The sequence below is a fragment of the Saprospiraceae bacterium genome, from assembly GCA_016709995.1.
Lineage (GTDB): Bacteria > Bacteroidota > Bacteroidia > Chitinophagales > Saprospiraceae > JADJLQ01.
Window position 1 is genome coordinate 1590339 of the sequence record JADJLQ010000001.1, and the last position, 18266, is coordinate 1608604.

20 protein-coding genes are annotated in these 18266 nt (G+C 41.2%); 16 read left to right on the top strand and 4 right to left on the bottom strand.

Annotation, left to right across the window (positions count from 1 at the left end; translation table 11 throughout):
* Positions 1–7 precede the first annotated feature (7 nt).
* Positions 8–1057 (top strand): PorV/PorQ family protein, encoded by a 1050-nt coding sequence (locus tag IPJ09_06680; GenBank protein MBK7371113.1) that lies wholly within the window; start codon positions 8–10, stop codon positions 1055–1057.
* A gap of 15 nt (positions 1058–1072) precedes the next feature.
* Here IPJ09_06680 and IPJ09_06685 read toward each other — a convergent pair whose 3' ends face one another.
* The gene (locus IPJ09_06685; GenBank protein MBK7371114.1) at positions 1073–1444 is read right to left on the bottom strand and encodes a VOC family protein; all 372 of its coding nucleotides are present in this window, start codon (positions 1442–1444) and stop codon (positions 1073–1075) included.
* 111 nt (positions 1445–1555) lie between these two features.
* Between IPJ09_06685 and IPJ09_06690 the strand changes: the two genes are divergently transcribed.
* From IPJ09_06690 to IPJ09_06710, 5 genes are read left to right on the top strand one after another with little or no spacing between them, the layout of a single operon-like run.
* Positions 1556–2488 carry a DUF58 domain-containing protein gene (locus IPJ09_06690; protein ID MBK7371115.1) on the top strand — a complete coding sequence of 311 codons (933 nt, stop codon included), beginning with the start codon at positions 1556–1558 and terminating at the stop codon, positions 2486–2488.
* 40 nt (positions 2489–2528) lie between these two features.
* Positions 2529–2945: an RNA-binding S4 domain-containing protein gene (locus tag IPJ09_06695; protein ID MBK7371116.1), complete on the top strand. Its 417-nt coding sequence runs from the start codon at positions 2529–2531 to the stop codon at positions 2943–2945.
* A gap of 14 nt (positions 2946–2959) precedes the next feature.
* Positions 2960–3895, top strand: a complete 936-nt coding sequence (locus tag IPJ09_06700; GenBank protein MBK7371117.1) for a hypothetical protein — start codon at positions 2960–2962, stop codon at positions 3893–3895.
* Between the two features lie 3 nt (positions 3896–3898).
* Positions 3899–4747: a hypothetical protein gene (locus IPJ09_06705; GenBank protein ID MBK7371118.1), complete on the top strand. Its 849-nt coding sequence runs from the start codon at positions 3899–3901 to the stop codon at positions 4745–4747.
* Positions 4738–5061 (top strand): divalent-cation tolerance protein CutA, encoded by a 324-nt coding sequence (locus tag IPJ09_06710; GenBank protein MBK7371119.1) that lies wholly within the window; start codon positions 4738–4740, stop codon positions 5059–5061. The genes IPJ09_06705 and IPJ09_06710 overlap by 10 nt, the downstream gene beginning before the upstream one ends.
* Here IPJ09_06710 and IPJ09_06715 read toward each other — a convergent pair.
* Positions 5037–5507 (bottom strand): hypothetical protein, encoded by a 471-nt coding sequence (locus tag IPJ09_06715; protein ID MBK7371120.1) that lies wholly within the window; start codon positions 5505–5507, stop codon positions 5037–5039. The genes IPJ09_06710 and IPJ09_06715 overlap by 25 nt on opposite strands.
* A gap of 196 nt (positions 5508–5703) precedes the next feature.
* Here IPJ09_06715 and IPJ09_06720 point away from each other — a divergent pair, with 196 nt between their 5' ends.
* From IPJ09_06720 to IPJ09_06750, 7 genes are all read left to right on the top strand, one after another.
* On the top strand, positions 5704–6096 hold the full coding sequence (locus IPJ09_06720) for a cytochrome c maturation protein CcmE (protein ID MBK7371121.1): 393 nt from the start codon (positions 5704–5706) through the stop codon (positions 6094–6096).
* Position 6097: 1 nt separating this feature from the next.
* Positions 6098–8896 carry a cytochrome c biogenesis protein CcsA gene (gene ccsA, locus IPJ09_06725; GenBank protein MBK7371122.1) on the top strand — a complete coding sequence of 933 codons (2799 nt, stop codon included), beginning with the start codon at positions 6098–6100 and terminating at the stop codon, positions 8894–8896.
* 3 nt (positions 8897–8899) lie between these two features.
* Positions 8900–9697, top strand: coding sequence for a DUF2520 domain-containing protein (locus IPJ09_06730; GenBank protein ID MBK7371123.1), 798 nt, complete (start codon positions 8900–8902; stop codon positions 9695–9697).
* A gap of 68 nt (positions 9698–9765) precedes the next feature.
* Complete coding sequence (gene ung, locus IPJ09_06735) at positions 9766–10446, top strand: uracil-DNA glycosylase (GenBank protein ID MBK7371124.1); 681 nt, start codon at positions 9766–9768, stop codon at positions 10444–10446.
* On the top strand, positions 10428–10817 hold the full coding sequence (locus IPJ09_06740) for a DUF423 domain-containing protein (GenBank protein ID MBK7371125.1): 390 nt from the start codon (positions 10428–10430) through the stop codon (positions 10815–10817). Before ung ends, IPJ09_06740 begins: the two co-directional genes overlap by 19 nt.
* Positions 10818–10885: 68 nt before the next feature.
* Positions 10886–11344 carry a hypothetical protein gene (locus tag IPJ09_06745; GenBank protein MBK7371126.1) on the top strand — a complete coding sequence of 153 codons (459 nt, stop codon included), beginning with the start codon at positions 10886–10888 and terminating at the stop codon, positions 11342–11344.
* Between the two features lie 149 nt (positions 11345–11493).
* Complete coding sequence (locus IPJ09_06750; GenBank protein MBK7371127.1) at positions 11494–11742, top strand: hypothetical protein; 249 nt, start codon at positions 11494–11496, stop codon at positions 11740–11742.
* A gap of 180 nt (positions 11743–11922) precedes the next feature.
* Here the strand turns inward: IPJ09_06750 and IPJ09_06755 are convergent, their stop codons facing one another.
* Complete coding sequence (locus tag IPJ09_06755; GenBank protein MBK7371128.1) at positions 11923–12642, bottom strand: DUF2807 domain-containing protein; 720 nt, start codon at positions 12640–12642, stop codon at positions 11923–11925.
* Positions 12643–12881: 239 nt separating this feature from the next.
* Between IPJ09_06755 and mfd the strand changes: the two genes are divergently transcribed.
* From mfd to IPJ09_06770, 3 genes are all read left to right on the top strand, one after another.
* Positions 12882–16328, top strand: a complete 3447-nt coding sequence (gene mfd / locus IPJ09_06760) for a transcription-repair coupling factor (GenBank protein MBK7371129.1) — start codon at positions 12882–12884, stop codon at positions 16326–16328.
* An 85-nt stretch (positions 16329–16413) separates the two neighbouring features.
* Positions 16414–16842 carry a DUF2384 domain-containing protein gene (locus IPJ09_06765; protein ID MBK7371130.1) on the top strand — a complete coding sequence of 143 codons (429 nt, stop codon included), beginning with the start codon at positions 16414–16416 and terminating at the stop codon, positions 16840–16842.
* Positions 16839–17294, top strand: coding sequence for an RES family NAD+ phosphorylase (locus IPJ09_06770; protein MBK7371131.1), 456 nt, complete (start codon positions 16839–16841; stop codon positions 17292–17294). The genes IPJ09_06765 and IPJ09_06770 overlap by 4 nt, the downstream gene beginning before the upstream one ends.
* Positions 17295–17307: 13 nt before the next feature.
* On the opposite strand, the gene IPJ09_06775 is transcribed toward IPJ09_06770, so the two are convergent.
* Positions 17308–18249, bottom strand: coding sequence for an SUMF1/EgtB/PvdO family nonheme iron enzyme (locus tag IPJ09_06775; GenBank protein ID MBK7371132.1), 942 nt, complete (start codon positions 18247–18249; stop codon positions 17308–17310).
* Positions 18250–18266: the final 17 nt, after the last annotated feature.

The following is an 18266-nucleotide window of genomic DNA, read 5'->3' on the forward strand; positions in this document are numbered from 1 at the left end:
TGACATGATGAGAAGAAATTGTTTTTACTTCATAGCCGGTCTGACCATAGTCATGTGTCAGCAAATAAATGCAGGTAACCCAGATCGCCAGGGTGAGGCTGGTGCCTATGAATTGACAATCAATCCATGGGCTCGTGCTGCTGGCTTGCATGGCATGACGACCTCGATGGTATGGGGTGTAGAATCGCTTTGGCTCAATCCTGCAGGACTAGCCAGAATTAACAAAACCGAGCTTTTAATGGGCCATACCCAATATCTTAGAGGATCTGGTATATCAATTAATGCCCTGGGATTTGCACAGAAGATGGGTACGAGTGGCGCTTTTGGATTTACGCTGGTTGCCATGGATCTAGGGGATATTAATGTCACTACGACACAATTGCCTGAAGGGACCGGAGCTACCTATTCTCCTACCTTTCTCAACCTGGGACTTAGTTATGCTTACACTTTTGAAAACAAGGTTTCTGTAGGTATCCTGGTGCGCGGCATATCTGAGTCGACCTCAGATTTAAGCGCATTTGGATTTGCTTTTGACGCGGGGGTCCAATATGTGAATGGTCCTGAAGACAATTTTAAATTTGGAATCTCCCTTCGCAATGTAGGTTCGCCGATGCGATTTAATGGCGAAGGCCTATCATTTCAAGGCAACAGTCCGGAAGGAGATGTACCCTATAATCTGACTTTTGACCAACGGTCTGCCGGATTTGAGTTACCCTCTTTGTTAAATATAGGTACCTCTTATGACCTAAATTTTGACAAAAGAAATCGATTATCGATTGTGGCGAATTTTACCGCAAATTCCTTTTCCAGTGACGAAATAGGTGGAGGCCTTGAATATGGATTCAATAAAGTGTTTTACCTGCGAGGGGGGTATAAACATCAACTTTCACAAGGTGGTGCCGATGAAAAAAATGTCTATACGGGTCTATCCGCTGGGTTTGGCATCGAAGCTCCCTTCAAAAAAGACAGCAAACAGCGATTAGGTATTGACTATGGCTATCGGGCAAGCAATCCCTGGAGTGGTAGTCACAGTCTATCTTTAAAACTCGCTTTATAACAGCTTAAAGCTTAATTATTCGAGTTTAAACTCAGGATTATAGATCAACCCTATTAAATTTCCCCAGGGATCAGACACTGTAGCCACCATCAATTCTCCTCCGACATTATTTGGAGCTTCGATTTCAGTAGCACCCAGGCCCAGAAGGCGATCAAACTCATTCTGAATCTGCTCTACACCCCAGTAAATCGTCGTGTTAGACCGGGATGCTTCATTGAATCCATTAGGATCCAGACCTAATTCATAACCGCCAATATTGAAACCAACATAAAAAGGTTCATCAAAATAAGGCTCCGCTTGGAAAGCCTCAGTATACCATGCTTTGGCTGCGTGCAGATTCGCTACTTTAATGATACAGGTTCTTAATCCTAAAACAGTTGATTTCATAGTATAAAAATAGTGAACCGAATGGATAATTCTTAAAAAGTGCTTCTGACACCTGATCTGATGAATTGTCTTCCCCACCACAACAATACAAATCCATATCTTTGAAGGTACATGGTATCATTAGAACAACCCGGACTCAGGGAAATAAGCAAATTAGAATTATTGGCTAATCAGGTGGTGGAAGGATTTATCGTAGGTCTGCACCAAAGTCCATTTCATGGTTTTTCAGTGGAGTTTGCAGAGCACAGGATCTACAATCAAGGAGAAAGCACCCGCAATATTGACTGGAAAGTATATGCCCGCACTGATCGAATGTACTCCAAGCGTTTTGAGGAAGAGACCAATCTCCGATGCCAATTGGTGATCGATGCGAGCTCTTCGATGCAGTTTCCAATCAGTAGCCTCCATGATGCCAATGATACTCAAAACAAATTTATTTTTTCGGCGTTGGGGGCTGCCTCTTTGATGAATATTTTTCGCAGACAACGTGATGCATTTGGACTCGACTTGTTTGATGACACCTTAAAAATCCATACGGAAGCTAAATCGAGTACGGCCCATTACAAACTATTATTGAGTCATCTTGAAAAACAATTACAACAACCAGGCGAACTCCGTACCACCAACGCAGCAGAAGTATTGCACGAAATTGCGGAAAGGATACACAAACGATCCCTGGTCATCATCTTTTCGGATATGATGGAAGACCCAACCCATCTGGATGAGATATTCGCTTCCTTGCAGCACCTTAAACATAATAAACATGAAGTGATATTATTCCACACAGTGGATCATAGTAAAGAGATCGAATTTCAATACGAAAACCGGCCACACCTCTTTATAGATCTTGAGACGGGAGAAAAAATCAGGTTGCGGCCGAAAGAAGTAGAGAAAGAATACCGTCTTCAAATGTCTAAAGTGCAGGAACAAATCCGAATGAATTGTCTGCAATTTAAAATCGAACTCATCGAAGCGGATATCACTAAAGGGTACAAACCTATACTACAGGCATACCTGGCCAAACGAAACCGGATGGGAGTATAACTCTCTCCATTAAATACAAATAAAATTATTCCAAATAATCATGGATGGTGTAAGAGTGGACAAATGGCTTTGGAGCATCAGGTTATTCAAATCCCGTACCATCGCTACGGATGCCTGCAAAGCAGGAAAAGTCAAGTTAGCTGAATCCTATCTTAAACCTTCCCATGATATTAAAGTGGGTGACCTGTTGATTGTATTCAAAGAAGGATTCAGATTACAGATTAAAGTCAAAGACTTATTAGAAAAAAGAGTCAGCGCCACCCTGGCGAAAAACTATTATGAAAATCTTACTCCTGAGGACGAACTCAATAAATACAAATCCTGGTTCGTTGGTAAAGGAGCAGCAGAAGTCAGAGATAAAGGCGTAGGCAGACCTACCAAAAAAGAGCGTCGTGACATCGATGATTTTAAAGATCCTTCTGCAACAGATATGGAGGATTTTTGGCTCGAAGAATAAATGGTCGATCTATTATGACTTATTTATTTAAAAGTATTTATTTATTCACCTTAATACTTCTTGGGTTCGATAATAGATTGCAAGGGCAAGATATTGATGCCATCAAACAATTTATCACACTTGATTCTATCACCGTAATTGCCAGCCAGCAGGAGCTAGATATAGACAGTTTTATAACCTATATCGTAACTGATCAAAGTTTTTATTCAGCTTTTAAAAATCTACGATCCGCTTCTTACGATTTTTCAAATTGGGTCGAATTTTTTCCTAAAAAAAAGCAACCTGCCGCTACCTATAACAGCCGAGCCAGGCAAACCTATACTGCTCCATGCAGACAGATGATTGAATCAGACAAGGTGGTTAAAGGTGATTTTTATGAGAAAACAGGTGACTATCATTATTATACCGCCAAGTTATATGATCGATTATTTTTTACACACGGTCTGTCGTGTGTGGATACTGTATCGTCGCTAAATGAAGATAAACCAAAAGGGATGGAGCGGCATGTAGCAGAATTAAAAAAACTCATGTTTTCTCCCGGAGTAGATGTCAGAGTGCCTTTGTTGGGTAGTAAGACCACTATTTTTGAAAAGGATATGATGCAATATTATGACTATTCCATTGCCTTTGAGGAAATTAACCAACAGGCTTGTTATCGATTCACCATTGACCTAAAACCAGAATACAGGGATAAAAAAGAAAGCAAAACAGTGATCAAAAAATTGCAGACCTGGTTTGACCAGTCCACCCATCAAATTGTAAAAAGAAAATACCGGATCATAGGCAAGACAATTGCCTATTCTTTTGATGTGATGATGGATATAGATGTGATTTCGGTCGGAAGAAAATATTTTCCTTCTATGATTCAATATGATGGAAACTGGAAAATCATCGGCAGACCAAGAGAAAATGCTAAGTTTGTAACATTATTTTCTAATATAAGTTATTGATGCATGATTGCAATTTGTGATAGTGGAGCTTCCAAAGGAGACTGGGCATTTATTTCAACGGATGGGGAGGTGCAATATCTGGAAGTATCAGGGTTTAATCCTTATACGCATGATCATGGCTCCTATTATACCGAATTAATAAAAAAAACACCCCACCACATTAATCAAAAGGTAAATCAAGTAACCTATTATGGGACTGGTTGTGGTGAGCAATCTAAAAAAAACGAAGTAAAGGGTTTATTGTCCAGGGTATTTACACATGCATCTATTCAGGTAGAGACTGACCTGCTAGCTGCCGCCAGAGCTACGTGCGGAACATCAAAAGGCATTGCTGTCATCACAGGGACAGGCTCTAATAGTGGTCTGTATGATGGACAGCTTTTTATCGACTCAGTACCTAATCTTGGTTATCTGCTGGGCGATGAAGGCAGTGGCAATTATTTTGGCAAACTGATCATCAGGGCTTATTTTTTCAGGGATATGCCTTCAGATTTGATCGTTCCTTTTGAAACATTTGTAGGTGGCCGCCATGAATTGTTATTGCAAAAATTATATGATAAAACCAGAGCGGTCAATACCTACCTGGCCAGCTTCATGCCCTTTGCTTCTCTCCACATAGAGCATCCATTTATTCAAAAGTTGATGAAAAAAAACTTTCAGGACCTGGTGGATGCTAATCTGTCAAAGTACCAGGATTATCATACCACCCCCATACATTTTGTAGGTTCTGTAGCTTATCATTTTAAGACCTTTTTACAAGCCTGTCTTGAAGAAAATCGATTGATTTGCGGCAATATTCTTGCGCGACCTATGGACAACCTGGTCAACTATCATCAACAGCCATGGTCATAATCGCAGAGATACACACTACCTATGCGGGCAAAGATGTTGCGGATCATATCGCTCTGGATTTGGTTCAATCAAAATTGATCGCTTGTGCCAACCTCATCGAAGCCAGAAGCTATTTCTATTGGGAAGATAAAAGCCAGTGCGAAAATGAAATTTTAGTGATCATGAAAACGATGCCGGATTTAGTGCCAGAGGTCATTAAAGCGATTACCAGGCATCATCCCTATCAATTACCAGCCATTACATGGTCAGCTGTAAATTGCACGGATGACTATGGGCACTGGGTTGAAAATCAAACTACTTTATCAGCACAGTAGCTCGAAGCAAATGCATCGGGTTTGGCTTTAAAGACAAAACCCATACCTAATATATAGCCCATGGCTTCTTTCAAGGCTTCATTGGATTTAAAATGAGGGTCCGTATTGATGTCAGCATGGACCTCCAACTCGACATGGTACAGATCCAACAAATCACAAAGATGGTAAGCTATTTCTACAGACATGGAGACTTCTGTAATCATACGCTCTTTTATGCTCATCAATTTAGACTTATGCTGATTTCGAATAAACATAAATCCTCCCTTTTTTTCTCTCAAAAAAACGATGACGGTTGCAAACTCTATACCATCTTGCCTCACTTCAGAGTCTGTACCGATACAGACCTTTAATTTATTGCCTGCTTCAGATTCTCTGACCAGGGTAGCTTCTACTGCATCCAGGATTGGAGGTTCTATGGTGGTTCCATCAAATTTTCTCCAGCGCATAATGAAGAGTTTAGAACCCTAAATTACTATTATTAAGCCCATCTATTCCTTTTTGTATATGAAATAATTGTTATGTAACTAGCTTGACGGAATCTTGCAGCCAGTTGAACTACCTGTTTTTTGATCTGGTGGAGCCATAAGTAAATTTTGAATATGACTGGCATTAAGCGTAAATTTGCGAAGATCAACCTTCAATATGAATAAGTTCAATATCATCGCCGGCATACTTATTTTGGTGAGTATCGGTATATTTTTTTCTCTGTCCAGGGATGTGAGCAGTTATGCCACTTTTGCTGAGGCTACGCAACGCAACCAAAGAGTCAAAGTAGCTGGTCTTCTAGCCAAAGACAAGGAGATGTATTACAATCCTGAAGAAAACCCAAATTATTTTTCTTTTTACCTAAGAGACCCAAAAGGCCAGGAGAAAAAAGTCATCCTTTTGCAGGGCAAGCCTCAGGATTTTGACAGGTCAGAACAAATCGTAGTGACCGGTGAAATGAAAGGAGATGACTTCGTCGCCAATGAAGTTCTACTCAAATGCCCGTCTAAATACAAAGACGAAGAAATCTACATGAAAAAACAAATCTAAGATGCCGCCCATAAATTATGTAGGTGAACATCTGTGGGTTGGATATATCATTCATGCTGCCGTAATCCTCGGCTTTTTAGCCAGCCTCAATGCTTTCATAGCATTCTTCAGATCTGCCCGTACCAATCAAAGTAATTGGCTGCAATATGCCAGATATTCGTTTTTAGCTCAATCCATCATGGTATGGGTCACGGTCGGGCTTTTGTTCTATGCCATGATCCATCATTTTTACGAGTATGAGTATGTCAGACATCATATCTCAGATGATCTTAAATTTAAATACATATTTGCCGCTTTTTGGGAAGGGCAGGAAGGTAGTTTTTTACTTTGGATGTTTTGGAATGTGGTCCTTGGTCTGATATTGATCAAGACCTCCAAACAATGGGAAAGTCCTGTTATGGGCATTTTGAGTTTACTCCAGGTATTTCTTTTTTCTATGTTGTTGGGCCTCTACTTGGGATGGGGGGAGCATATTATCAAAATAGGATCCAGCCCCAGCCTCCTCGTGAGGGAGACCTATAATGCACCTTTATTCCAAAATCCCGATTATGTATCTTTGATCAAAGGCAATGGCCTCAATCCTCTGTTACAAAATTATTGGATGACGATTCATCCCCCTACCCTGTTTTTTGGCTTTGCAGCCACGATAGTACCATTTCTATTTGCTTTCGCCGGCTGGTATAAAAAAGAGAGCCGTGCCTGGCTAAAACCAGCTCAAGAGTGGGCACTATTTTCATCATTTATCCTTGGTCTTGGCATATTGATGGGAGGCGCCTGGGCATATGAAGCGTTGAGTTTTGGGGGATATTGGGCTTGGGACCCTGTAGAAAATATGTCACTTGTGCCATGGATCATGCTGGTGGCAGGACTTCACACCAATATGATAGCCAGGGCTACACACAGAGCTATTGGCACCACCTATCTTTATTATCTATTGGCTTTTATACTGGTATTGTATTCTACTTATCTCACCAGGAGTGGAGTCCTGGGTGATTCGAGTGTGCATGCCTTCACTGACATGGGCCTGGAATGGCAGCTGGTATTAATGGCTGTGGTTTTTGCAGGGATTGGGATGGTCCTTTTCTTTAGAAATAAAAAATACATCGAAAAGCCTACAGAGGAAGATAAAATCAATAGCCGTGAATACTGGATGTTTATCGGGGCGATGATTTTATTGTTTTCAGCGGTATTGATTACCAGTTCTACCTCCTTGCCGGTGTTCAATAAAATAGCTAAATCATTGAGTCCTTCCTTTACCGGCCAGGTGATCGTGGATCAAATAGGACATCACAATAGGTATCAGCTCTGGATCGCAGTATTAGTGTCTTTCTTAAGTGGCATTTCAGAACTATTAAGGTACAAGGATGCACATTGGGATACATACAAATCGCGCTTTTTAAAATTAATATCAATCTCACTTGGATTGGCATCGATAGCATTTATCGCTTCTGTCAAAGCTTTCAACGAACCCTCCTGGCAGCATTTTGTGCTTCAATTCGCTGGTATTTTTGCCATAGTCACCAATATCACCTACCTGGTCACCTTTCTACGTGGCAATCTTAAAATGGCCGGTTCTGCGATCTCTCACCTTGGTTTTGGTTTGATGGTGCTCGGCATCCTGGCCACCGGGCTGAATAAGCAGATCATCTCCACCAATCTTTTCGCTCAATCCGACCTGATAGAGGGGTTTAAGACGGATGACTATATGAAAAACCTGGTGCTAATCAAAGGGGCACCTATGACGATCAAAGATTTTGAAGTCACCTACCAGGGAGACACCCTGCTCGATCCGTTCAACAGGGAATTTGATCTTCGATTTGATCAGAAAGCTGAAAATGGCACTACGGTCAAATCCTTTGTATCAAGACCTACCTTAGTATATAGCCGAAGTGAAAATCAAGCACCTTCCACTAATCCTTCCATACACCGAAGCCTTACAAAAGACCTTTATACTTTCGTCAATTGGTTGCCGCCAACGATGATGAACCGGGAAGCTGCTGACAAATCTGAAGCTGCGATGAAATATCAATCCTATCATGTAGCTGTAGGGGACACTTTTTTCCTGAGTGGTGCTTTCGGCATCTATACAGGGGCAAAAAATAAAACTGCTCATCCAGACTATATCCCGATACCTGGGGATGATATTGTCGAAGCAAATATTGAGTTTCATCAGTTAAATGATAGCCAGACATATAGATCCAACCCCGCGATTATTTCGAGGGAAGAACTGTATTATACCCTCCCTGACCTTCAAAACAATCTTGGTCTTAAGGTCAGGATCAGCCCTCAGAGTCTTGAATCATTTTATCCCTCCCTCTCCCAGGGACATGAACTCGAATTAAAAGAAAATGAATCCGAAGCTATAGATGGTTACACTATAAAATTTCTTGGATTTGACAAAAATATAGACGCCGCCAGGTATGCATCAAAAGAGGGTGATATCGCTGTCAGTGCCCGATTGGAAATCACCACCCCATCAGGAAAAAAGGTACCTGCTGAGCCTATATTTATCATCCGTAAGAGTGAAATCCATCTGGTGCATGATTATAACTTTGATCAAAAAATCCGATTGACTTGTCTCAAAATAGATCCTCAGAAAGAAAGTGTAACCATTGGATTTTTGGATTATCACGGTGATGATAGCATTGATCTGGAGATAGCAGAGAAAGCTCCCCGAAATGATTTGATAGTTGTCCAATCTATATTGTTTCCCGGCATCAATATGTTTTGGTTTGGCACACTTCTGATGCTCGCTGGATTGTTGCTCAGTGGTATCAGGCGATGGTTACGAAAAGTATAGACCATGGCTGTCATCCTGAGGCTTAAGATAGTATTGATAGGATCAGGCAATGTAGCGACTCATTTGGGCAAAGCAATCAGCAACCAGAGAGATTACCCGATAATACAGGTTTTTAGCAAAACAAAGGCGCACGCCAGATCTTTAGGCACTAAACTACATTGTGCCTGGACTGCCTCCATTGAAGAACTCAATACACAAGCACATCTCTACCTGATTGCCGTTCAGGATGACCAGATCGAAAAAGTAACCCTTCAATTAAAATCGATTCTTCCTGAGACAGCTTTGATAGTCCATACAGCGGGTAGCGTAGGATGTGAAGTATTGAGTCCTTATTTTAAAAATCATGGCGTATTGTATCCATTGCAGACATTTACCAAATCAAAAAAAATGTCTTATGCCAATATCCCCTTATTGGTGACTGGATCCACACCCCGCTATGCAGGAATGATAAAAGCACTTGCTTCTTTGATCAGTAAAAAGGTGTTGGTGATCTCTGATGAAACCAGGGGATATATTCATCTTACAGCTGTCATGGTCAATAATTTCCCGAATTATTTATATTTGATGGCATACCAACTTTTGGCAGCTCAAAATATAGATTTCGACATCCTCCTGCCCCTCATCGAAGAGACCAGCGCTAAAATTAAGACCATGTCCCCAAGAGAAGCACAGACTGGACCGGCACGAAGAAAAGATAACCTGGTACTGGCAAAACATATGGAATTACTCAAAAAGTATCATCCCGGCTGGGACGAAGCCTATAAGGTAATGACCACCTTGATACAAAATGAATTCAAATAAAATTCGAAAGTGAATCGAACTCATTATTACTACTTAAATAATTGAATAATAGATAGTTAATTTGATTAATGGCAGCAGAAGTAAATATTCATCCTTCGTGGAAAAATGTATTAAAAGACGAGTTTGAAAAGCCCTATTTTCAACAGTTGCGGGCATTTCTTCGCCAGGAAAAATTGAACAAAAAAATTATATATCCTCCGGGTCCTCTGATATTCAATGCATTTGACCATTGCCCATTCGATCAGGTCAAGGTGGTGATATTAGGACAAGATCCGTACCATGGAGCAGGGCAAGCAATGGGATTGAGTTTTTCAGTGCCCAAGCAAATTACCATACCTGCTTCCCTCAAAAACATCTACAAGGAGCTCAATACTGATCTGCAGATCCCGATTGCCACACACGGAGATTTGACCAGCTGGGCTGACCAGGGAGTCTTCCTGCTCAATGCTATCCTGACTGTAGAGCAATCCAGGCCAGGCGCTCATCAAAAAAGTGGGTGGCAGGATTTTACGGATGCAGTGATCAAAACACTTTCTGCCAAAAAAGATGGATTGGTCTTTTTGTTGTGGGGGAATTATGCAAAAAACAAAAAGGTATTGATCGATGAAATGAAACATTTTGTCCTGGAGGCAGCACATCCTTCACCCCTGGCAGGAGGGGCTTTTTTTGGGTGCAAACATTTTTCAAAAACAAATGAATTATTATTAAAACAACATAAAAAGCCTATTCAATGGAAAATAGAAATTTAATGATGATCACCATGGCAGTTGGAGCTCTGGCAGTGGTGCTTGGGGCGTTTGGAGCACATGCTCTTAAACCATATATGGATGAAGCAGCTGCGGCCACCTATCAGACTGCAAACAGATACCATTTCTATCATACTTTTTTGGCATTAAGCTATCTAATATGGAAACCACTGGACAAAACCTTATATAAAGGCGCCATTATGGCATTGATAGGGATTTTGATATTTTCGGGATCACTGTACCTCTTATCCTTAAGAAGCCTTATGCCTAATCTTCCCGCATGGATAGGGGCCATCACACCACTGGGAGGCCTCTGTTTTATTCTGGCATGGCTTTTGGGTATGAATACTTTGGTAAAAAAGAAAAAAAATTAACTATGATATTTCTTTTTCCTTAAGAATTAATTATAATTTCGTACCGGAAACATTTAAAAAAACCTGTTATGAAAAGTAGATTATTTAGCATTGCCTTGTCCTTAGTCCTTCTGGTACAATTATCTTTAGCGACAAATACGGTAGCCAATCTGGTACCTGGTAATGGAGTTGAGAAGAAAATCAGTATGGTAAATTCTAAAGCTTTGACCAAAGCTGAAGCCAAAGAAATTCAAAAAATTGAAAGAAAGCAGGTAAGAACTCAAAAGAGAATTGGGATGGTTCAGAAGTTCATGACCAAAAAAATGGCTAAAAATGCTGTAGATTTTCAAGATCCGGTTAATAAGTGGTTGTGGTTTGGTGTTTTTGGTTGGGGAGCAGGATTATTGCTTTGGATTATAGCTGCCGCAGTTGTGACTGGTGGTGGATTTTTAGGAGGTGGATTTTTAGGCCTTTTAGCTAGTTTGTGTTGGTTGTTTGGAACAGTAGCGTTTGTGATCTGGCTGGTCAAAAAATTTGGTGACGCATAAGCTTACTCTAAATAAATTTCTGAAGCCGTTTCGTTATCGTGACGGCTTTTTTTTTGCTTATCTGGGCTTGTTTTGACCTTTGATCGACAGAAAAACTTGACTTTTAAACCTGAAGCTAATCACTATGGATCGAACGAATAGCTTTGATTATGTCTGATCAGGCAGACAAAAACTTTACACCCTTTGACAGGTACGCGCAGTTTGAAAGTAATAAGGATAAATCTTTGACCGAATTATTGAACACTTTTAGCATTTTAAGAAGGGCTAACCTTGAGAGACTTAAAGCTTTTGATTTCCAGCAAACAGACCTAAACAGACCTGGAATCCATCCTGCGTTTGGTGAAGTGACTTTATCCCAGTTATTGAATGCCTGGGTAGTTCATGATTTAAATCATTGAGCCCAAATATCCTGAGTCATGGCCAGCCAGTTTAAAGAGCATGTAAGGCACTGGATTGCCTATTTAAAAATTTTGAACTCGTAAGTCTCGTTAACCCAGTCGAGGTTGAAAAACCGACTCTAAATGTGGGTTACTGCCAGCAGATAACAGCAGACAACTTCGACCCTACCGTCTAATTTATTACAATCCCTTCACCCTGCCTGATCCTGAGATCTTGGTCTCGATACGTGGGCGACCATAATAATAGACATCACCACTTCCAGATATATGAGCTTCGAGATATTCACTGACTTTGACAGTCACATTGCCAGACCCGGAGATATGAGAATTATTGATGGCTGTCTCTACTTGACTTAAATCCATCTCACCGGATCCACTGACATACAAAGTAGACCTATCTGCCAAACCCGAGGCTATGAAGATCTGTCCCGAACCACTAATTTTAGCCTCCAACTCATCAGAGATCTCGATCTGATCGATATTAATGCTACCTGACCCGCTACTAGTCAATTCCAGTTTAGGATGAGATACAAAGCCAAGTACTTGAATGTCTGAAGATCCACTGTTGGAAATAAACCGAAGTTTGGGTCCAGATATATTGATGGTGATGTCCTCACAATTGCGAACTCGAAGTGGATGGGACCATTTAATTTCGAGAGCTGCACCGTCAACTTTTGTTTCTAACTCATCAAGTATATTGGCTTGTGCCAATACTTCCACTTTGTATAATGGGGATACCTGGAAATTTATTTGTCCACATACTGAGACTCGTAGCCCTTCAAAACCTGTCCGGTTCCTGATTTCGGAGATGATGGGACCGTGTCCTTCAATTTTTTCACAGGAGGAGAATGATAACACACTGATGAGAGCCAGGACAACAAATAGATAGATTTTTTTCATAATGAATAGGATATAATATTGATTAATTGGTTTCTCAAGATTTGAATTTATATGTCTTTCAAAGAAAGTGATTATCCATGCAGGGTTGCATATTGAACCTTTTTTAACAGTTATTCACTCATGGCACTCGGTGCTAATACACTTCATAACAGTAAGAATATCAGTACAGTATAAATAATTTTCTCAAAAACATCTAAGAATAAAAATCTGTTGTTACAACCTGACCACTCTGTAGATACATGACAATAAATCGGTTGATCTCATTACTACTTTCCTATCTTTGCTTCGTGGAAAATCTGAGTCACTTGCTGGGTACCTATCGGCAAGATGCGCGAGTAACTGAAATCTCAACTGCTCTGAATGACTCACCGGCCAAAATATTCATTACGGGTATGACCGGTGCAATGGAATCCTTTTGCCTGGCTGCAACCATTCTACACCATCAAGGGACCCATATCATCATCAATAAGACCAAAGAGGAAGCTGCCTATGTCTATAATGACCTGCAGCATTTGATTGAAAAGGAGGTCCCGGTATTGTTCCTTCCTGATTCGTTCAAGGTACCAGGCAAGTTTGAAGAGATTAGGCAAAACCAGGTGATCGAAAGGACTGAAGTCATCAATCAACTGGCCAATCCCAATTCAAAATCACTTTGCATCGTTACTTTTCCGGAAGCGTTGTTTGAAAAAGTAGTCAATCCAAAGGCGCTGAATAAAAGCAGGATTCTGATAGAGAAAGGGAATCAATTGGATTTGGACTTTGTCATGGACCTATTGACAGAATATGGTTTTCAGCGTACAGATTTTGTGACACAACCAGGTGAGTTTTCAATCCGCGGAGGCATTGTAGATATTTTTTCATATGCCAACGATTATCCTTACCGGGTAGAGTTGTTTGATACAGAAGTAGAAAGTATCCGGATCTTTGAACCGGAGTCACAGCTCTCCATCAGGCATCTCGCCAAGGTCAGCATTTTGCCCAATATTCATACTGAGTTTGCCAATGAAGACAAAGTATCCCTATTCGAGATATTACCGGACAAGTCAACTATATGGGCTGCAGATATGCAATACTTGTTGGATCGGTTACAAGAATGTTTTGAAAAAAGCCATTCAGTAAAAGTATTTGACAAAGAAGATGAACAACAATCTACCTTTTCTAAAATATTTAGAGAAAAGGCATTTTTGTTTCCGCGTGAAATCACCGGATCTATACTTGCTTATAATATGGTTTTTTACCAGGAAAAACCCGAACTGGAAACCCATGAACTCCTAACCATCAAATGGCAGTCGCAACCACAACCCAGTTTTAATCGAAATTTTGATCTACTGATTCAGGATTTGAAATTGAGAAAGGAGGAAGGATATGCCTGTTATATTTTTTCAGACAATGACAAACAATTAGTGAGGCTGGCTGCAATCCTCAAAGACCTAAAGGCAGATATTTCATTGCTACCAGTACCCATCGCCATCCATAAAGGTTTTGTGGATCCCACAAATAAAATACTTTGTTATACCGATCACCAGATATTCGAAAGATTTCACCGGTACAGGTTAAAAGAAGGTTATCAAAAAGATTCAGCACTGACTATCAGAATACTCAAAGAATTGCAACCAGGGGATTATGTGACCCATATCGATCATGGTATTGGAAGGTTCTCAGGTTTGGAGAAAATAGAAATCAATGGGCGCACCCAGGAGGTCGTCAGGCTGGTTTTTAAAAACAATGACTTGCTCTATGTCAGCATCCACTCGCTTCATAAGATCAGCAAACACGTAGGCAAGGAAGGTACGGAGCCCACTCTAAACAAAATAGGGAGTGATACCTGGGCCAATCTTAAACGAAAAGCCAAACGACAGGTAAAAGACATAGCACAGGAACTCATCAAACTGTATGCGGCCCGAAGAGCTAGCAAAGGTCATGCCTTTGCCCCGGACAATTACTTACAACATGAGTTGGAAGCCTCCTTTATTTATGAAGACACTCCAGATCAACTCCGATCTACCCAAGAGGTCAAGGCAGATATGGAGAAGGAATACCCCATGGATCGAATGGTATGCGGTGATGTTGGATTTGGCAAGACCGAGGTGGCCATCCGTGCCGCGTTTAAAGCCATTCTGGACGGCAAGCAGGTGGCTATAATGGTACCCACAACTATCCTGGCTTCGCAACACTATAAGACTTTTAGCGACCGCCTCAAGGAGTTTGATGTCAAAATAGATTATATCAATCGATTTAGAAGTGCCAAAGAAAAGAAGGAGATCATGGCTCGCACCAAAGAAGGCAAAGTAGAAATTCTTATTGGCACCCATGCCCTACTGGCCCAGGAACTGCAATTCAAAGACCTGGGATTGCTCATCATAGACGAAGAACAAAAATTTGGGGTTAGTGCCAAAGAAAAACTGCGCAAACGCAAAGTCAATGTGGACACCCTGACATTGACAGCGACTCCCATCCCCAGGACTCTTCAGTTTTCATTGTTGTCAGCCCGTGATATGTCTGTGATGAGAACGCCTCCTGCCAATCGACAACCGGTACATACCGAGCGCATCACCTTTGATGAAGCAACTATCCGCGATGCCATACACTATGAGGTCAATCGGGGTGGCCAGGTATTTTTCGTGCATAATCGGGTAGCTTCTCTTCCTGAGCTGACTATGATGCTTCGCGAACAGTGCCCTTCCGTCGAGTTCGGGATCGCTCACGGCCAACTGGAACCTAAAAATCTGGAACAAGCTCTATTAGATTTTATCGATCGAAAATTTGATGTGTTGGTCAGCACCAATATCATAGAAATGGGTCTGGACATCCCCAACGCCAATACCATGTTTATTCATAATGCTCATCAATTCGGACTCAGTGATATCCATCAATTGCGTGGTAGGGTCGGCAGATCCAACAAAAAGGCTTATTGTTACCTGATAGCTCCTCCGGTATCAACCCTGACTTCCGAAGCCAGGCAGCGACTCAAGACGATCGAAGAATATTCGGACCTGGGGAGTGGATTTTATGTTTCGATGCGGGATCTTGACATTCGTGGAGCTGGCAATATGTTGGGTGGAGAACAGAGCGGTTTTATATCAGATATAGGTTTTGATACCTATCAGAAAATACTGGATGAAGCGATACAAGAACTCAAGGAGGAAGATTTTAAAGAGGTATTTAAAGATGAATTGGCTCAGAAAAAAGATTATGTACGGGATTGTACAATCGATACGGATGTAGAACTATTGATACCTGACACCTATATTCAAAACATTCAGGAGCGATTAAGCACTTATACTGAATTGGATGCGCTCACAGACGAAGAAGCCATTATCAAATTTTCAGAAAAATTAAAAGATCGGTTCGGCCCCCTACCCCGCCAGGTTATCGAACTTTTCGAGGGACTGCGCATCAGATGGATCGGAAAACGATTGGGGATGGAGCGTATATTATTCAAAAACAATAGGCTACGAGGATATTTCCTTGGCAATGCCAAATCGAGTTTTTTCGAAACTCCATTTTTTCAAAGCTTTTTAAAATTACTGAGCACTTACGAATACAAAAAAGACTGGCATTTAAAACAAAGCAACGAAAGTCTGATACTCGGCAGAGATCAAGTCAAGTCCATGAAAGAGGTGAAAAAATTACTGGAAAATCTATTGGCCAAGATCGAAGAAAAAGTCGCTACTCCAGCACCCTGATTACATTTTTACCGAGGCTATAACGACATTTGTCGCTTTTACTCCGACAATTAGCGTATCTTTGCTTTTAAAATATCCCTTAGAGATGAAAGCACTGAATATCTTTAACACCAACCTACCCTATAGTTCGATAGATGACATTAATATCTTGTCCCTGATAAAGCAGGTAAGGAAGGGAATAGATTTTAATACCTTTCTTCGATATGCCCGAAAGAGTTCATTAAGCCTGATAGAATGGGCTGATTTTCTGCACATCTCTGAGCGCACTATGCAACGCTACCTTAAAGACAAAAAATCACTGGCCCCTGTTCAATCGGAGAAGTTTATTGAGATAGTATTATTGTACAAAAAAGGTGCTGAAGTATTTGGCAATGAGCCCAAATTTGACCTCTGGTTGAATACCGAAAATCTTGCCCTGGGAAATATAAAACCTAAATCATTGTTTGACAGTACGTTTGGCATCAATCTTCTGATAGATGAACTGACTCGAATCGAGCATGGTGTATTGGCATGATCGTATTCAGATTAAGCAAATCAATTTATGCCCATGACCTTACAGGCAAGGGAGCTGAAAAAAGTGGGGGTCGCTGGAATAGCAAAGGCACTGCTTTGTTATACTGTAGCGAGTCAAGAGCACTATGTACGGCAGAAATCGCTGTTCATACACCCTTGGGAAATGTACCCCTGGACTACGAATTGATCTCCGTTGAACTACCTGATCATTCACTGATTACCCTATCGCCCGCACTTCCAACAGATTGGAAATCTATACCTCCGGCACATACTACTCAACTGATCGGCGATCGATTTGTAGCCTCCATGGAAGTGTTGACACTTAAAGTACCCTCCGTGATCGTACCGGGAGAATATAACTTTTTGATCAACCCAGCTTATCCTGACTTTAAAAAAGTCAAAATCATTAAAAAGGAAAAATTTGAATTTGATAAAAGACTATTCATTAAATGATTTCCGGATACCTCTATTCAACATCTTTGGCGCACCTGCATCCCATATGAAACAAACTAGTCTCCGGCGTAGTAAACATCCGTGAATTCAAGGCATATCCATGACAATAATTTGGAGCACAAAGAAAAGATCCTCCTTTAATTACTTTTTCTTTTGTAAGACTATGGTGACCGGTAGCCAGGTCTTCATACTCAAATCGCCAATTGTCACACCACTCCCATACGTTACCTGACAGATCTTTAAAACCAAGTGGAGACGATCTAAACGAACCAACAGGAGCAACGGTCTCATAACCATCAAGATTTCTGAAGACTTCGGGAAAATCACCTTGCCACACATTGCCAAAGATGGAAGTATCCGTCTCCCAATCATCACCCCAGGAATAGATGCTCTGATCATTGCGACCATTGCGCGCAGCATGTTCCCACTCGATCTCATTAGGCAGTCGCTTACCTTTCCACTTGCAGAAAGCAGTAGCATCAAACCAGGAGATTTGGGTTACAGGTTCATCATCTTTGGCGACAGGGAGGTTTAATCCTCTTGGACGAGTCCAATTGGCACTATCTATGAGTGCCCATTCGCGGGTGGCCATGCTAAAAACTCCAGAATTGCCAAATTTTTCTGCATCTGTGATATAATGTGTCGCCTGCACAAATGACCGGAACTGTGCAATGGTGACCTCTGTACTATCCAGTAAAAATGCCTTCACACTTACGGTGACTTCAGCAGGTGACCTGGGTTCGCTAAGTGTCACCTGGCCACCAGGCACGAAGATCATACCCGGGAGAGTCACTGGATAATGATTCTCCACACTGGATGTGATACTGATAGAGCCGGGCAGTACAAAAGTGCCTTCCTCAAGCCGTTGATCAGCTATATCCAGCGCCGGCTTACAACTTGCGCAGATTAAAAATATAAGTATGTAATAAATTAAACGACTATCTACTCGATTCACCTTACAAAAGTACCATC

Bases quoted from the DNA above. Each gene is read 5' to 3' on its own strand.
- IPJ09_06680 (MBK7371113.1), top strand. From the start codon at position 8: ATGAGAAGAAATTGTTTTTACTTCATAGCCGGTCTGACCATAGTCATG.
- IPJ09_06685 (MBK7371114.1), bottom strand. From the start codon at position 1,444: ATGAAATCAACTGTTTTAGGATTAAGAACCTGTATCATTAAAGTAGCG.
- IPJ09_06690 (MBK7371115.1), top strand. From the start codon at position 1,556: ATGGTATCATTAGAACAACCCGGACTCAGGGAAATAAGCAAATTAGAA.
- IPJ09_06695 (MBK7371116.1), top strand. From the start codon at position 2,529: ATGGATGGTGTAAGAGTGGACAAATGGCTTTGGAGCATCAGGTTATTC.
- IPJ09_06700 (MBK7371117.1), top strand. From the start codon at position 2,960: ATGACTTATTTATTTAAAAGTATTTATTTATTCACCTTAATACTTCTT.
- IPJ09_06705 (MBK7371118.1), top strand. From the start codon at position 3,899: ATGATTGCAATTTGTGATAGTGGAGCTTCCAAAGGAGACTGGGCATTT.
- IPJ09_06710 (MBK7371119.1), top strand. From the start codon at position 4,738: ATGGTCATAATCGCAGAGATACACACTACCTATGCGGGCAAAGATGTT.
- IPJ09_06715 (MBK7371120.1), bottom strand. From the start codon at position 5,507: ATGCGCTGGAGAAAATTTGATGGAACCACCATAGAACCTCCAATCCTG.
- IPJ09_06720 (MBK7371121.1), top strand. From the start codon at position 5,704: ATGAATAAGTTCAATATCATCGCCGGCATACTTATTTTGGTGAGTATC.
- ccsA (MBK7371122.1), top strand. From the start codon at position 6,098: ATGCCGCCCATAAATTATGTAGGTGAACATCTGTGGGTTGGATATATC.
- IPJ09_06730 (MBK7371123.1), top strand. From the start codon at position 8,900: ATGGCTGTCATCCTGAGGCTTAAGATAGTATTGATAGGATCAGGCAAT.
- ung (MBK7371124.1), top strand. From the start codon at position 9,766: ATGGCAGCAGAAGTAAATATTCATCCTTCGTGGAAAAATGTATTAAAA.
- IPJ09_06740 (MBK7371125.1), top strand. From the start codon at position 10,428: ATGGAAAATAGAAATTTAATGATGATCACCATGGCAGTTGGAGCTCTG.
- IPJ09_06745 (MBK7371126.1), top strand. From the start codon at position 10,886: ATGAAAAGTAGATTATTTAGCATTGCCTTGTCCTTAGTCCTTCTGGTA.
- IPJ09_06750 (MBK7371127.1), top strand. From the start codon at position 11,494: ATGTCTGATCAGGCAGACAAAAACTTTACACCCTTTGACAGGTACGCG.
- IPJ09_06755 (MBK7371128.1), bottom strand. From the start codon at position 12,642: ATGAAAAAAATCTATCTATTTGTTGTCCTGGCTCTCATCAGTGTGTTA.
- mfd (MBK7371129.1), top strand. From the start codon at position 12,882: ATGACAATAAATCGGTTGATCTCATTACTACTTTCCTATCTTTGCTTC.
- IPJ09_06765 (MBK7371130.1), top strand. From the start codon at position 16,414: ATGAAAGCACTGAATATCTTTAACACCAACCTACCCTATAGTTCGATA.
- IPJ09_06770 (MBK7371131.1), top strand. From the start codon at position 16,839: ATGATCGTATTCAGATTAAGCAAATCAATTTATGCCCATGACCTTACA.